13 protein-coding genes are annotated in these 13,960 nt (G+C 68.3%); 11 read left to right on the top strand and 2 right to left on the bottom strand.

The window, feature by feature from the left end; genetic code table 11:
• Positions 1–22 precede the first annotated feature (22 nt).
• From AC0KUR_RS08845 to AC0KUR_RS08885, 9 genes are all read left to right on the top strand, one after another.
• Entirely contained in the window at positions 23–802 is a 780-nt protein-coding gene (locus AC0KUR_RS08845; protein ID WP_034190065.1) for an outer membrane lipoprotein-sorting protein, read from the top strand.
• Complete coding sequence (locus tag AC0KUR_RS08850) at positions 799–2,115, top strand: hypothetical protein (protein WP_200087733.1); 1,317 nt, start codon at positions 799–801, stop codon at positions 2,113–2,115. The genes AC0KUR_RS08845 and AC0KUR_RS08850 overlap by 4 nt, the downstream gene beginning before the upstream one ends.
• Positions 2,116–2,131: 16 nt before the next feature.
• Complete coding sequence (locus AC0KUR_RS08855) at positions 2,132–2,548, top strand: DUF4345 domain-containing protein (protein ID WP_034190067.1); 417 nt, start codon at positions 2,132–2,134, stop codon at positions 2,546–2,548.
• Positions 2,541–3,653, top strand: coding sequence for an esterase/lipase family protein (locus AC0KUR_RS08860; RefSeq protein ID WP_080287901.1), 1,113 nt, complete (start codon positions 2,541–2,543; stop codon positions 3,651–3,653). The genes AC0KUR_RS08855 and AC0KUR_RS08860 overlap by 8 nt, the downstream gene beginning before the upstream one ends.
• Before the next feature lie 18 nt (positions 3,654–3,671).
• On the top strand, positions 3,672–4,682 hold the full coding sequence (locus AC0KUR_RS08865; RefSeq protein WP_473375727.1) for a lipase secretion chaperone: 1,011 nt from the start codon (positions 3,672–3,674) through the stop codon (positions 4,680–4,682).
• A 431-nt stretch (positions 4,683–5,113) separates the two neighbouring features.
• Positions 5,114–5,890, top strand: coding sequence for a Crp/Fnr family transcriptional regulator (locus tag AC0KUR_RS08870; protein ID WP_049033390.1), 777 nt, complete (start codon positions 5,114–5,116; stop codon positions 5,888–5,890).
• Positions 5,891–6,052: 162 nt separating this feature from the next.
• The gene (locus AC0KUR_RS08875) at positions 6,053–8,452 is read left to right on the top strand and encodes a putative bifunctional diguanylate cyclase/phosphodiesterase (protein ID WP_473375728.1); all 2,400 of its coding nucleotides are present in this window, start codon (positions 6,053–6,055) and stop codon (positions 8,450–8,452) included.
• Between the two features lie 20 nt (positions 8,453–8,472).
• Positions 8,473–9,210, top strand: coding sequence for a TenA family transcriptional regulator (locus AC0KUR_RS08880; protein WP_034190071.1), 738 nt, complete (start codon positions 8,473–8,475; stop codon positions 9,208–9,210).
• A 117-nt stretch (positions 9,211–9,327) separates the two neighbouring features.
• Entirely contained in the window at positions 9,328–10,074 is a 747-nt protein-coding gene (locus tag AC0KUR_RS08885) for a response regulator transcription factor (protein WP_034190072.1), read from the top strand.
• Between the two features lie 233 nt (positions 10,075–10,307).
• Here AC0KUR_RS08885 and atpC read toward each other — a convergent pair whose 3' ends face one another.
• Both atpC and atpG read right to left on the bottom strand, forming a co-directional pair.
• Positions 10,308–10,748, bottom strand: a complete 441-nt coding sequence (gene atpC / locus AC0KUR_RS08890; protein WP_034190073.1) for an ATP synthase F1 subunit epsilon — start codon at positions 10,746–10,748, stop codon at positions 10,308–10,310.
• A gap of 9 nt (positions 10,749–10,757) precedes the next feature.
• Positions 10,758–11,627 (bottom strand): ATP synthase F1 subunit gamma, encoded by an 870-nt coding sequence (atpG, locus tag AC0KUR_RS08895; protein ID WP_124669571.1) that lies wholly within the window; start codon positions 11,625–11,627, stop codon positions 10,758–10,760.
• Between the two features lie 147 nt (positions 11,628–11,774).
• Between atpG and AC0KUR_RS08900 the strand changes: the two genes are divergently transcribed.
• Positions 11,775–12,734 carry a phosphate acetyltransferase gene (locus AC0KUR_RS08900; protein ID WP_059561045.1) on the top strand — a complete coding sequence of 320 codons (960 nt, stop codon included), beginning with the start codon at positions 11,775–11,777 and terminating at the stop codon, positions 12,732–12,734.
• Positions 12,735–12,744: 10 nt separating this feature from the next.
• Positions 12,745–13,953 (top strand): acetate/propionate family kinase, encoded by a 1,209-nt coding sequence (locus AC0KUR_RS08905; RefSeq protein WP_473375729.1) that lies wholly within the window; start codon positions 12,745–12,747, stop codon positions 13,951–13,953.
• Positions 13,954–13,960: the final 7 nt, after the last annotated feature.

Below are 13,960 nucleotides of genomic sequence, written 5' to 3' on the forward strand. Positions count from 1 at the left end.
TTTCACTTTCGGGAGAGCGCACGTGCGTCGCCTGTTCGTTTCATGCTGTCTGAGTCTTTCGTTCCTGGCCGGCGCCGCGCACGCGCAGCCGGCGCCCGATCCGCAGAAGGTGCTCGCGGCGAGCGACGCGATCCGCGCGCCGGCGAAATCGTTCGTGCTGACCGCGACGCTGATCGAGTATCGGTCGGGCAAGCAGGTGGACGGCAATACGCTGTCGATCTATTCGAAGCCCGACGCGCCGGGTGGCGCGTTCCGCACGCTGGTGCGCTTCGTCGCGCCGGCGCGCGACACGGGCAAGCTGATGCTGAAGAACGGCAACGACCTGTGGTTCTACGATCCCGCGAACCAGGCGAGCGTGCGGATCTCGCCCGACCAGCGGCTGCTCGGGCAGGCCGCGAACGGCGACGTCGTGACGGTCAATCTCGCGCACGACTACACGGCCGAGCTGAAGGGCGTCGAGGACATCGCCGACGGCGACCGGCAGACCCGCCGCGCCTACCGGCTCGCGCTCACCGGCCACGGCGACGGGCTCACGTACCGCCGCATCGAGATCTGGATCGACGCGGCGAACAACCGGCCGCTGAAGGCGCGCTTCTATTCGGAAAGCGACCGGCTGCTGAAGACCGCGTTCTACCGGCGCTACACGATGCAGCTCGGCGTCGAGCGGCCGACGGAGACGGTCATCATCGACGGGCTCGACAGCAACTGGGTCACGGTCATGCGTTTCTCCGACTACGCATGGCGCGACATTCCCGATGCATGGCTGCAGCGCGACTACCTGTCCCGCTTCCAGGCGCAATGACGGCGCGGCGTCGATGCCGGGTCGCCGCGCTCGCGTTCGTGCTGCTGCCGGCGCTCGCGCGTGCGGCGCCGGCCGGCGCGGAGGCGACGAGCGGGGCGGGCGGCGTGGATGCGGCCGATGCCGCGGCGCTCGATCTCGCCGACCGGTCCGCCACCGCGCCGGCCGATACCGCGAAGCCGTGGAAGCTCGACGTGCAGGACGCGTTGCGTGCGAGCCGCTATCGCGACGGCGCGCACGCCGGGCGCAACCAGCTGTCGGTCGAATTCGAGTACGGTCAGTGGCTGACGCCGACGTTCGCTGCGCACTTCTCGATGCGCTTCGACCGGTTCGATCCGCTCGGGACCTCGCGCACGTCGTCGCGCGACGTGACGCTCGTGAAGGAGGCGTACGCGAGCTGGCGCGCGGCGCCGACGTTCGTCGTCGACGCGGGGCGCGTCAACGAGCGGCTCGGTGCGGCGATCGGCTACAACCCGACCGACTTCTTTCGCGCGGGCGCGGTGAGCCTCGACGTGCCGCCCGATCCGGACAGCCGCCACACGAACCGGCTCGGTACGGTCGCGCTGCGCGCGCAGCAGGTGTGGGACACGGGCTCGCTCGCGGCGCTGCTGTCGCCGCGGCTTGAGCGCCGCAGCCTGCCGGGCGACCCGGCCGCGTCGTCCGACCTGCAGCGTACCAACGGCGTCGATCGCTGGATGCTGGTCGCGAGCCAGCGGCTCAGCACGGCGATCCAGCCGCAATGGATCGTCTACGGCGAAAGCGGGCAGGCGCCGCAGTTCGGCCAGAACCTGAGCGTGCTGCTCGGCAACTCGGTGGTCGCCTACGTCGAATGGGCGGGCGGCTACCGGCGCTCGCTGATCGCGCGCGCGACCGGTGCGGCCGGCGACAGCGCGTTCCGCACCAGCTCGTCGGTGGGCGCGACCTGGACGCTGCCGATCGACCTGTCGCTGAGTGCCGAGTTCCAGAGCAACGGCGGCGGCGCGGAAGCCGCGCAATGGCGCGCGCTGCAGCGCGCGAACCCGGCCGCCTGGGGCAGTGCGGTGCAGACGTCGATCGCCGCGCAGGAGCTGCAAACCCGTCACGGCGTGTTCCTGATGGCGGCATGGCGCAATATCGGCGTGCGCCGTCTGGATCTGTCGGGCTTCATGCAGGCCGATCTCGGCGGCGGCCGGCAATACTGGGTCGAGCTGCGGCGGCGCTTCGACCGGTTCGACGTCGCGCTGCAGTGGCTGCATCAGGGCGGGCCGTCGTGGAGCCGCTTCGGTGCGATGCCGGAGTCGACCAGCGTGCAGGTGCTGGGCATTTTCTATCGATGACGCAAGGAGGTTTCGAATGAGCAAACGCGCGCTTCAGACGGCGACCGCCGTGCTTGCGCTGGTCCCGTCGATCACCGGGGTGCTCGGCATGATGGGCATCCACGATCCGCTGTACGCGTCTCTCGGCCTCGCGCTGCCGGCCGACGCGACGCTGGACGGCAACCTGCGCTTCTACGCGGGCGTCTGGCTCGGGCTCGGCCTCGCGGCGTTCTCGGTGATCCCGGGGATCGAGCGCCAGGGGCGGCTGTTCGCGACGCTGTGGACGATGATCTTCCTCGGCGGCATCGGACGGCTGATTTCGCTCGCGACGCTCGGGCTGCCGTGGCCGCCGTTCGTCGGCTTCACGGTGCTCGAAGTCGTCGGCGCGCCGTTGTTCATCGCGTGGCAGCGGCGCGTGGCCGCTCACGCAACCTTGGGGAACGCGCATGCATGACATCGACATCGATATTGCTCGACGCGCCGTGCCGCTGCGACGCCTTGCGCGCGCGTGCGCGCGGTTCCTGGCCGCTGCCGCGCTGCTCGCCGGCGTTGGCCTGGCCGCACCCGCGGCGCGTGCGCAGACAGCGGCCGGCGCCGCGCTCGACGACTATGCGGCGACCCGCTATCCGATCATTCTCGTGCACGGCCTGACCGGCACCGACGACTATTTCGGCGTGGTGCCGTACTGGTACGGGATGCAGGCGGACCTGCAGCGGCATGGCGCGACGGTCTACGTCGCCGACCTGTCGGGGTTCCAGAGCGACCTCGGCCCGAACGGGCGCGGCGAGCAACTGCTCGCCTATGTGAAGCAGGTGCTGGCGGTCACGGGCGCGGCCAAGGTGAACCTGATCGGACACAGCCAGGGCGGGCTGACGTCGCGCTACGTGGCGTCGGTCGCGCCCGCGCTCGTCGCGTCGGTCACGACGATCGCGACGCCGCACCGCGGCTCGCAGTTCGCCGACTTCGTGCTCGCCGCGCTGAAGCTCGACCCGACGGGCATCTCGACGCCGGTGTTCGGTGCGCTGCTGAACCTGTTCGGCATCCTGACCAGCGACACGCACAACACGAACCAGGATGCGATCGCCGCGCTCGACGCACTCGGCACGGCGCGAACCACGCGGTTCAACCAGCTGTTCCCGAGCCCCGGCCTCGGCGCCGGTGCCTGTCGCACCGGCGCGCCGACCGAGACGATCGGCGGCAACGTACACCTGCTGTATTCATGGAGCGGCGCCGCATATCAGCCGGTGTCGCTGCTCGGCATCGTGACGGGCGCCGTCGATACCAGCGTGATTCCGGTGATCGATCCGGCGAATCTGCTGGATCCGTCGACGCTCGTGTTCCTGACGGCCGGCAACGTGATGGCGCTGGCCGGCGCGGGGCCGAACGACGGCTTCACGTCGACCTGCAGTTCGTTGTTCGGCACGGTGATCTCGACGCGCTACCACTGGAATCACTTCGACGCGATCAATCAGTTGCTCGGCATCCGCGGCGCGTATGCGGAAGATCCGGTCGCCGCGCTGCGCGTGCATGCGAACCGGCTGAAGCTGCAGGGCGTTTGAGCGATGACGGTCCGGACGATGCTGTCTCGCACCGTGCTCCATGGCGCCGTCGGCGTGCTCGCGGCCGCGGCGGTATGGCATGCGCTCGACCGGCCGGCGGCGTCGCCGCAAGCCGCTGCGCTGCCTGCCGCGCGCGTCGTGGTGCCCGACGCGGCGGTGCCGCGGCCCGTGCCTGCCGCGTCCGACGTCGCGCCGCCCGCGTCGCTGGCGGGTTCGCGCGCGCCGCGCCTGCCGCTCGGGCCGGACGGGCGTCTCGCGAAACGGCGTGCGGTGCGGGAATTCTTCGATTACTTCCTGCTCGCGCAGCACGACCTGACGCCGGACGCGCTCGACGCGCTGGTTGCGCGGGAGGTCGCCGCGCAGCCGATCGGCGGGCAGGCACAGCGCGAAGCGCTCGACCTGTGGCCGCGCTATCGCGCGTGTCTCGCCGCGCTCGATGCGCAGCCGGGCGCCGTGCAGCCCGGCATGCGTATCGATCCGGACGGGCTCGCGGGCCAGCTCGAGCGACGGGCGGCACTCGCGAGCCGCTGGCTCGGCGACTGGAGCGCGCCGTTCTTCGCCGACGAGTTCCGGCAGCAGCATGACGACCTCGACCGGATCCGGATTGCGCGCGACCCGGCATTGAGCGACGCGCAGAAGCGCGAACGCATTGCGGCGCTCGACCAGTCGTTGCCGTCGGACATGCGCGACGCGCGCGAGCGGCTCGCGCGGCAGCGCGAGGCGGTCGCGACGGTTGCACGGCTCGACGCGCAGCGCGCGACGCCCGATGCGCTGCGTGCGCAGCTCGGCGCCGACGTCGCCGCACGCGTCGTACGGCTGCGGCAGGACGACGATGCGTGGCAGGCGCGCTATCGCGACCATGCGGCCGAACGTGAGCGGCTCGCCGCGCAGCAGCTTGGGCCCGATGCGCGCGATGCCCAGCTCGCGCAATTGCTGCAGCGCGATTTTCCGGATCCGGCGGACGCACTGCGCGCCGCGTCGCTGGACGCGGGCAGCGCGGACATCACCGCTCGCCAGCACGCGCGATAGCCGCCCGGCGCCGGCATCCCGGGCAGGCGCCGTCATGGATCTTCCACGTTCTCCATTGGAGAAGTGTGGGATATGTCACTCAGTCCGCATTATTTCGATGGAGGAATGATTTTTATTTTCAGAATTAACTGCATTCCGTTGCATTGGCCACTATTCGGAATTTTCAATGATTCTCCGGGAAGGTGTCTTTTCAAGGGCGGCATTTAAATCGCCGATAATTGATTGACCATGCAAATATCTTCTGGCAATACCTGAAACTGTCAAATTACTTCATGTAACAAAGCCGGAGTGGCGCGAACGACAGGGCTGCGTGATACCTTTTTGTTTAATTAGACCGTAAGGAAAACGGCAAAACCGGAAAACCGGTTCGTTTTAACGCTGCATGAAGATTCGGTGGCCGAGGGGCAGCAATACAACGTACGAGGTGCACCGTGATACATCAGGCCGACAATGTCATCGAGTTGCCGCATGCGCTTGGTGCCAATCAATTCCTGTCTGCGCTCGACGGAATTAGCCGCGCGGAATTGGCGCCTCATTTGATGCTTTCGAATCTCAAGACCGGCCAGCTGCTGTGCGACGCCGGCGAGAATCTGGAGGCCGTCTATTTCCCGGTGACGGCGGGTATTTCGCTTCAATACACGACAGGCGGCAAGACGACGCTCGGCGTGACGGAGATCGGCCGCGAAGGCATCGTGTGCGACGACGTGATCGGCAGCACGATGCAGCGCCGCGTCGTCGTCTATCACGGCGGATTCGCGTATCGGCTGCATGCGCGCCGCTTCGTCGACGCGTGCGATGCATCGGCGGCGATCAGGCGGCAGGTCTTCGTGCGGATGCAGCTGGTGCTGGCGCAGGCGTCGCAGGTCATGTTCTGCAGCCGCCATCACGTGATGCGACATCAGGTGGGCCGCTGGCTGCTGATCGCCTACGAGCGCTCGCGGAGCATCGAAATCCCGGTCACGCACGGCACTTTGGGGCAGATGCTGGGCGTGCGCCGCGAGACCATCACGGATACCGTGCGACAGCTCCACGAGCTCGGCCTGATCCATCAGCATCGCGGCGCCATCGTGCTGACGGATCTCGCCCGTCTCGAAGGGCAGGGCTGCGACTGCCATCGGGTCATCCGCGACGAAACGCGCCGCATTCTCGCGATCGATGCCGGTACCGGGGCCGGTGTCGGGCTATCGCGACGCGTCCGGACGACCTAGTGGCCGCAGCCTCCTGCCGCGCGGCCGGCACCGGCGTGCCGCCGCGACGGCGTATGAGCCGGCGCGTCGCGCGCAGGGAAGGGGCGAGGTTCGGGCGCAAGACGCGTCGCGACGCGGCTGGCCGGCGGTATCGAGAAGAATCAGAAAAGCAGTCAATCAGGTATGGAAAACATTTCGAAGCTCCAGAGTCAGCGCAGCTCGTTTCACGTGTGGCCATGGAGTCCGGCGCTCGGCGTCCTGCCGATCGTCGTCGTGATCGTCGCGCTGGCCGGGTTCGTCGCGGTCAGCCTGATCGTGATCATGTCGCTGCGCGTGTACGTCGGCGGCGAAAGCAGCTGGTCGAAGGCGCAGAAGGACGAGATCATCCTGCTGACCCGCTACGGACAGACCGGTGACGAAAAGCTGTTCGACGATTACCTGGCGGTTGACCGCACCCTCACGTTTCTCGGCGTCGCCCGCCGCGCGATGATCAGCGTGCCGCCGGACCACCGCGTGGCGCGCCAGGCGCTGATCGACGCGGGCATCAATCCCGTCGATGCGGTCGCGGTGGTGTGGTTCTATCCGATCCTGAGCAGCTTCGCGCGCCTGAACGCCGCGTTGCAATACTGGGAGGACGCGGACCGGCAACTGGTCAACCTGCGCGCGATCGCGAACGCGCTGCGCGCGTCCGTGCAGGCGGACGACGTTCGACGCACGAGCCGCCTGAACCGCGCGGTCTGGGACTTCAACTCGCACATCGAGCCGCTGCCGAAACGCTTTTCCGACGAACTGAGCGCCGAATTCCGTTCGGCCGTCATCCAGCTGTTCCTGTCGTACGTCGCGGCCTCGCTGCTGATCGTCCTGCTGTCGGTGCGATGGGCGAGCCGCGCGCAGCGCCAGCAGGCGTCGATGCAGACCGAGCTGGACCGTAGCCAGGCGTTCGCGGAAGCGGCGCTGCGCTCGGTGGCCGATGCGATCGTCACGATCGGCCTCACGCGCAGCATCGAGACCGTCAATCCGGCGGCCGAGCAGCTGCTCGGCGCGCCGTCGCGGCTGTGTGTCGGCAAGCCGATCAACGACGTACTCGACCTGATCGACACGTCGACCGGCATGTCGATCAAGCTGCTCGCGTCGCTCAGCAACAGCGGCGATCACACGTTCACCCGCGACCTCGACCTGATCCGCGTGTGCGGCGCGGCGGTGTCGGTGCGCGCATCGCTGTCGAGAATGGACAACGCCGCGGGCCGCTGCGTCGGTTACGTGCTGATCCTGCGCGACATGACGCGTGAATACCAGTTGATCGAGAAACTGACCTGGCAGGCGTCGCACGATGCGCTGACCGGTCTGATCAATCGCACCGCGTTCGAACAGCGCCTGGGCGACGCGTTGACCCACCGCGGCGGCGGCATGTTGATGGTTCTCGACCTGGACGGATTCAAGGAAGTCAACGACGTGTGCGGGCACGCGGCCGGCGATGCGCTGCTGCGCGACGCGACCGCGGTGTTCGCGCGCTGTCTCGCGGACGACGACGTGTTCGGCCGACTGGGTGGCGACGAATTCGGCATCCTGTTGCCGGCCGGCCGCAACGGCTCGCCGGACGACGGCAAGGCCGAGCGCATCCGCGCGTGTCTCGAGGATTTCACGTTCCTGTGGGAGGGCGAGCCGTTCAAGATCAGCGTGAGCATCGGCGTGCTGGATCTCGCCTGTCGGCCCGAGAGCGTCGAGAAGGCGATGCAGATGGCCGACATCGCGTGCTACATCGCGAAGGACCGCGGCCGCAACCGCGTGCACGTCGCGGATTCGCGCGACATGAACTCGGGACGTCAGGCGTATCACATGCAGTGGAGCCGCCGCGTGAAGACGGCACTCGAAACGAATTCGTTCCAGTTGTATGCGCAACGCATCGTGCCGATCCAGCCGGCGCACGGCGCGCAGGAGCGCGCGGAGATCCTGCTGCGCATCCCGGACGCCGACGGCAAGCTGATCTCGCCGGTCTTCCTGCCGGCCGCCGAGCGCTACGGCCACATGACGATGATCGACCGCTGGGTCGTGCGTAACGTGATCCGGCGGCTCGCGCGGCTCGAACGGCGCCAGTACGTCGAATACAACGTGAACCTGTCGGCGATGTCGATCACCGACGAGCGCTTCGTGGAGTTCGCGATCGCCGAGCTGTCGGCGTCGGGGCTGGACCCGACGCTGCTGTGCTTCGAAATCACGGAGACGAGCGCGGTCCGCAACCTGGAGGTCGCGTCGCGTTTCATGCACGAGCTGCGCGACCTCGGCTGCCGCTTCGCGCTCGACGACTTCGGCGCCGGCATGTCGTCGTTCTCGTATCTGCGCCAGTTGCCGATCGACTACCTGAAGATCGACGGCGGCCTCGTGGCGACCATGACGTCCGACAGCGTCAAGCGCGGCATCGCGTCCGCCATCAACGACATCGCTCACGTGATGCAGTACCGCACCGTCGCCGAGCACGTCGAGGACGAGGCGACGGCCGAGATGCTTCGCGCGCTGGGCGTCGACTATTGCCAGGGCTACTACTTCAGCCGCCCCGCACCCTGGCAGGAAGGGGGATTCCATTGAACCAAGCGAGGAACGAACGCATGAGTGCTCCATTTGAACTGACCGGCGACCTGATGGACCTGACGAGCTATCCGGCCTGGCTGCGCGACGTGGTCGGCGCGACCGACGAGCTGAAGGCCCGTGTCCGAGCGCATCCGGTGTTCGCGGCGATGAGCGGCGGGACGCTGCGCGCGTCGCAACTGCGCGCGTTCTTCGTGACCGGCTGGGCGGTGGTCAGCCAGTTTCCGGAATACATGGCGATGAACCTGGTGAAGACCGCGGCCTATCGGTCGCGCGGCGACGAGAAGGCGCGACGCTATCTGATCCGCAATATCCGCGTCGAGCAGAACCACGTCGATCACTGGGCCAACTGGGCTGCGGAATCGGGCGTGACGATCGACATGCTGCTGCACGGCGATGCGCCGCTGGACGGATTCGCGCTGAGCCACTGGTGCTGGAAAAGCAGCAGCGCCGACGCGCTCGCGCCGAGCATCGCCGCGACCAACTACGCGATCGAAGGCGTGACCGGTGAGTGGAGCGCGTTGCTGTGCGCATCGCCGTATGAACGGCAGTTCGACCCGGCCGTGCGGCATCGCGCGATGCGCTGGCTCAAACTGCATGCCGACTACGACGACCGGCATCCGTGGGAAGCGCTCGACATCGTCGCGACGCTGCTCGGCCAGTCGCCCGCCGCCCGCGACGTGCGGGACGTCGAGGCGTCGATCCGCAAGAGCCTGAGCTATCTACTGACGAGTCTCGATTGCTGCATGCATGTGTAGTTGGCTGCGCCGCACGTTCGCGGGTTCGTGCAGGCCGCGCCCGGCCGTTCCGGCCGGAAGGCGGGCCGGCGTGACGTCGCGATACGCCGTGCGGGCCGTCGTGCTGGACGATTTTCCATGGCCACCCACGTTCTTGTCGTAGAGCCCGATCCGCGCATGGGCGACCGGATCCGCGCGCTCCTGCGCGGCTGCCAGATCGCCACGTCGGCGCTCGACGACGCGTCGCGGCTGCTGGCGCACGTGACGGCCACGCCGCCCACCCTGATCGTAATGCGGGTCGAACGGCCGGCCACGACGTTCTACATGGCGCTCGGTGCGCTGCGGCGCGCCGGTCACGACATGCCGGTGATCGTGATCAGCCGCGACGCGCAGGTGCTCGACAAGGTCGTTGCGCTCGAAATCGGCGCGGACGACTATCTGGTGGAGCCGTTCGACCCGATGGAACTGATCGCACGCGTGCGCAGCGCGATGCGCCGCTACGCGCCGAACCGTCCCGTGTCGGTGCGCGCGCCGGTGAATCCCGAATCGTACGCATTCGGCGACATCGAGGTGAATTTCGTCACGCGGCGCGCCACCCGCGCGGGACAGGACCTCGGGCTGCGTGCCAGCGAATTCGCGTTGCTCGCGCTGTTCATCTCGCAGCCGATGCGCGTCCTGTCGCGCGCGGAGATTCTCGCGCTGCTGGGGCTGAGCGTGGCCGGGCGCTCCGAGCGCGGGCTCGACGTGCTGATCTTCCGGCTGCGCAACCTGGTCGAGCAGGCGGTCGGCGATTATCGCTACATTCGCACCGTGCGCGGGAAGGGCTACATTTTCGTGCCGCTCGGCAGGCTGGCAGACGAAGCGGATGCGTTGCCGCACGCGTGAGCCGGGCGGCGGCCGTTCCGGGCCGGGATTCGGCGGAAATCGACACCCCTGCGAACGGCGTTTTCGCGCTGCGTCTTCATGCAGACCCGCTCGGGCTGTTCGGGCTGCTCCAACGTCGAGGAAGGGCGGGGAGACTTTCGCGGACCAAGGTCCAAAACAAAAATAATGGTGGGCGATGGAAAAATCCCATCCAATTGCGATGCCATGCTTCTCACTACTGCCGTCAGGTCAACTCACTCCCGCGATGCGGGTTGCCGCAGTGCCAGCGCGAAGAAGCGCCGGATCTCATCCATCAATTCCGTGCGGGCCGACGCGAAATCGAACGCGCGCCGGTTTTCGTGCGCGTAGCGCTGGCGCCAGTCGTCGGCCGCATGCCGCGCTTCGCGTGCGCGCAGATCGTCGAGTTCGGGCGTGCGCAATGCGTGATCGGCGATCAGCGTCACGCCGTCGCGGCTGACCTCCAGCACACCGCCCGCGACGAGGAGACGGCGATGCTCGCCGGTCGGCGCATCGACGAGCATCACGACGCCGGGCCGGATCCGCGTGAGCAGCGGCGCGTGATGCGGATAGATCCCCAGTTCTCCGCTTTCCCCCGGAACGACGACGAAATGCGCGTCGCCGGCATACAGCACCGCTTCCACGCTCACGATGTCGAGCCTCATCGACGTCTTCATGCGACTCCTTCAGACCGCCGCCGCGCCGGCGACGATTTCGCACAGCTCGGTGGTGATCTGCGCCTGTCGCGTCTTCTGGTACAGGTGCCTCAGTTCGCGCAACACGCGGTCGGCATTGTCCGTCGCGGTCTGCATGCTGAACATCCGCGCGCATTGCTCGCACGCGTAGTTCTCGACGACGGCCTGATAGAGCATCGCCTCGACGTAGCGCAGCAGCAACGTGTCGACGACGGGTTTGGGCGCGGGCTCGTACAGATAATCGGACGCGGCCGCACCGTCGGTCGGCGCGCTGGTGTCGAGCCCCGCGATCGGCAGCATCGCATCGATGCGCGGTTCGTACGCGAGCGGGCTCGTCAGCCGGTTGTACGCGACGTGCACTTCGTCGAGCTCGCCGTTGACGAACGCGGTCAGCGGCACGAGCAGCGCACCGAGCAACTGCTCGAAGTGCGGCTCGGCGGCCAGGCCGCTCGCGCGCGCCGTGATGGTCGCGCCGTGGCGCAGCAGCGGCGCGATGCCGCGCGCGCCGATCACGCTCAGTTCGCATGCGACGCCGGCCTGGTCCCAGCGTTCGAGCGCATCCACGCATTCGACGAGCAGCCGCGCATTGAGCGGGCCGCACAGCCCGCGATCGGTGCTGACGACGATCAGGCCGACGCGGCGCACGGTATCGCGTCGCGCCATCAGCGCCGATACGTAGTCGGGACGGTCGCGCAGCACGCGTTCCGCCATCGCGCCGATGCGCGCCGCGTACGGGCGGAACTCACGCGCGCGTCGCTGCGCGCTCGCCATCTTGGTGCGCGCCATCATTTCCATCGCCTTGGTGATCTTGCGCGTGGACGAGGTACTGGCGATCTTCGAGCGGATTTCGCGTATGTGCATGTCAGGGAGGGGCGTCGGGGCCATCCGGATGTCATCGTGCGGCTTCATGCTATCGGGACTTCACCTGAAACGATTGACTGAAATCAAACGACGTCGCCCGGTCCCGCACCAGAATCCGTTCACGTGATCCTTGCAAAGGGGCAGTCGATGACCGAGTTGCGCACGCATCAGAAATACGAAGCGCTGATTGCGCGTTGCCGCGCGTTACGCCCGGTGACGGTCGCGGTCGCGCATCCTTGCGACGAGGTATCGCTGCATGCGGCGGCCGCGGCCGCTCGGGCCGGTATCGTCGTGCCCGTCCTGGTCGGCCCGGTGGCGCGCATCACGATGCTCGCCGCGACGCTCGGTGTCGACCTGTCCGGCTATCGGCTCGTGGATGCGCCGCACAGTCATGCGTCGGCGGCACGCGCCGTCGAACTGGTGCGCGAGGGCGACGCTCAGGCGCTGATGAAGGGCAGCCTGCACACCGACGAGTTGCTGGCGGAGGTGGTGCGCGCCGATACGGGGTTGCGCACCGGGCGGCGCCTGAGCCACGTGTTCATCATGGACGTGCCGACTTACCACAAGCCGCTGTTCATCACCGACGCGGCCGTCAATATCCGTCCGACGCTCGAGCAGAAGGCCGACATCGCGCAGAACGCGATCGATCTCGCGCACGCGCTCGGCATCGCCCGGCCGAAGGTGGCGATCCTGTCGGCGGTCGAGACGGTCAGCTCGAAGCTGCCGTCGACGCTCGACGCGGCCGCGCTGTGCAAGATGGCCGAGCGCGGCCAGATCACCGGCGCGCTGCTCGACGGGCCCCTCGCGTTCGACAACGCGATCAGCCCGGAGGCCGCGCGCCTCAAGCATCTCGGTTCCGAGGTCGCGGGCGATGCGGACATCCTCGTCGCGCCCGACCTCGAGGCCGGCAACATGCTCGCGAAGGAGTTGACGTTCCTGGCGAATGCCGATGCGGCCGGCATCGTGCTCGGCGCGCGCGTGCCGGTGATCCTGACGAGTCGCGCCGACAGCGAACGCACGCGCCTGGCGAGCTGCGCGGTCGCGGCGCTCGTCGCGGCAGCGGCGGCGCCCGTGGCCACGCCGGCGGTTGCGGCCGGCACGCACTGACGGCGCCGCGATGCGACATCCCGTCCTGGTGCTCAACGCCGGCTCGTCGAGCCTCAAGTTCTCGGTCTACGACACGCACGAGGATCGCTCGCTCGATGCGGGCCTGCACGGGCAGGTCGAGAACCTGCATGGCACACCGCATCTGTTCGTGGCCGATGCGCACGGCGAGGTGCTCGCCGACAGCGCCGTCGCGCGACCGGGGCATCAAGGCGCGATCGAGGCGCTGCACACGTGGTTCACCGCTCACGTCGGGCGAGAGGCCGCGTTCGACGGCGTCGGGCACCGGGTCGTGCATGGTGGTCCGTATTTCACCGCGCCGGTGCGGATCGATGCGCGCGTGCTCGATGCGATCGCGTCGCTTTCGCCGCTCGCGCCGCTGCACCAGCCGCATCACGTCGACGCGATCCGCGCGGTTGCCGCCGTGGCGCCGAACCTGCCGCAGGTCGCGTGTTTCGACACCGCGTTCCATGCGACGGTACCGGCGCTTGAACGGGAGTTCGCGCTGCCGCGCGCGCTGACCGAGCAGGGCATCGTGCGCTACGGGTTTCACGGGCTGTCGTACGAGTACATCGCGACGGCGCTCGCGGCCCTCGATCCGTCGTGGGGGCGGCAACGGACGGTCGTCGCGCACCTCGGCAACGGCGCGAGCCTGTGTGCGCTCGCGAACGGCCGCAGCGTCGCGACGACGATGGGGTTCACGGCCGTCGACGGACTGCCGATGGGCACGCGCACGGGCGCGCTGGACCCGGGCGTGATCCTGTACCTGCAGCGTCACGCCGGCCTGTCGCTCGACGAGGTCGAGCATCTGATCTATGCCGAATCGGGCTTGCTCGGCGTGTCCGGCGTGTCGAGCGACATGCGCACGCTGCTCGCGAGCGACGCACCGTCGGCCGCGCATGCGGTCGAGCTGTTCGCCTATCGCGCGGCCCGCGAACTCGCCGCGCTGGCCGGCGTGCTCGGCGGCCTCGACGCGCTCGTGTTCACGGCAGGCATCGGCGAGCACGCGCCGCGCGTGCGTGAACGGATCTGCAGCCGCGCGGCGTGGCTCGGCATCGTGCTCGACGACGCGGCGAACGCCGCCGGCCTGCCGGTGATTTCGAGCGACGCGTCGCGCGTGACGGTGCGCGTGATCCCGACCGACGAGAACCTGATGATCGCGCGGCACACGCGCCGCGTGCTGGACGACGCAATCCCTTCCATGCCGTATCCGACCTCGTGAGACCTCC

The sequence above is a fragment of the Burkholderia sp. YHN3-13 genome (genome assembly GCF_055810675.1).

What these genes read in the sequence shown, in the direction of transcription:
- AC0KUR_RS08865 (WP_473375727.1), top strand. Translation starts at nt 3,672, where the DNA reads ATGCTGTCTCGCACCGTGCTCCATGGCGCCGTCGGCGTGCTCGCGGCC.
- AC0KUR_RS08860 (WP_080287901.1), top strand. Translation starts at nt 2,541, where the DNA reads ATGCATGACATCGACATCGATATTGCTCGACGCGCCGTGCCGCTGCGA.
- atpG (WP_124669571.1), bottom strand. Translation starts at nt 11,627, where the DNA reads ATGCACATACGCGAAATCCGCTCGAAGATCGCCAGTACCTCGTCCACG.
- AC0KUR_RS08900 (WP_059561045.1), top strand. Translation starts at nt 11,775, where the DNA reads ATGACCGAGTTGCGCACGCATCAGAAATACGAAGCGCTGATTGCGCGT.
- AC0KUR_RS08875 (WP_473375728.1), top strand. Translation starts at nt 6,053, where the DNA reads ATGGAAAACATTTCGAAGCTCCAGAGTCAGCGCAGCTCGTTTCACGTG.
- atpC (WP_034190073.1), bottom strand. Translation starts at nt 10,748, where the DNA reads ATGAAGACGTCGATGAGGCTCGACATCGTGAGCGTGGAAGCGGTGCTG.
- AC0KUR_RS08905 (WP_473375729.1), top strand. Translation starts at nt 12,745, where the DNA reads ATGCGACATCCCGTCCTGGTGCTCAACGCCGGCTCGTCGAGCCTCAAG.
- AC0KUR_RS08850 (WP_200087733.1), top strand. Translation starts at nt 799, where the DNA reads ATGACGGCGCGGCGTCGATGCCGGGTCGCCGCGCTCGCGTTCGTGCTG.
- AC0KUR_RS08855 (WP_034190067.1), top strand. Translation starts at nt 2,132, where the DNA reads ATGAGCAAACGCGCGCTTCAGACGGCGACCGCCGTGCTTGCGCTGGTC.
- AC0KUR_RS08885 (WP_034190072.1), top strand. Translation starts at nt 9,328, where the DNA reads ATGGCCACCCACGTTCTTGTCGTAGAGCCCGATCCGCGCATGGGCGAC.
- AC0KUR_RS08880 (WP_034190071.1), top strand. Translation starts at nt 8,473, where the DNA reads ATGAGTGCTCCATTTGAACTGACCGGCGACCTGATGGACCTGACGAGC.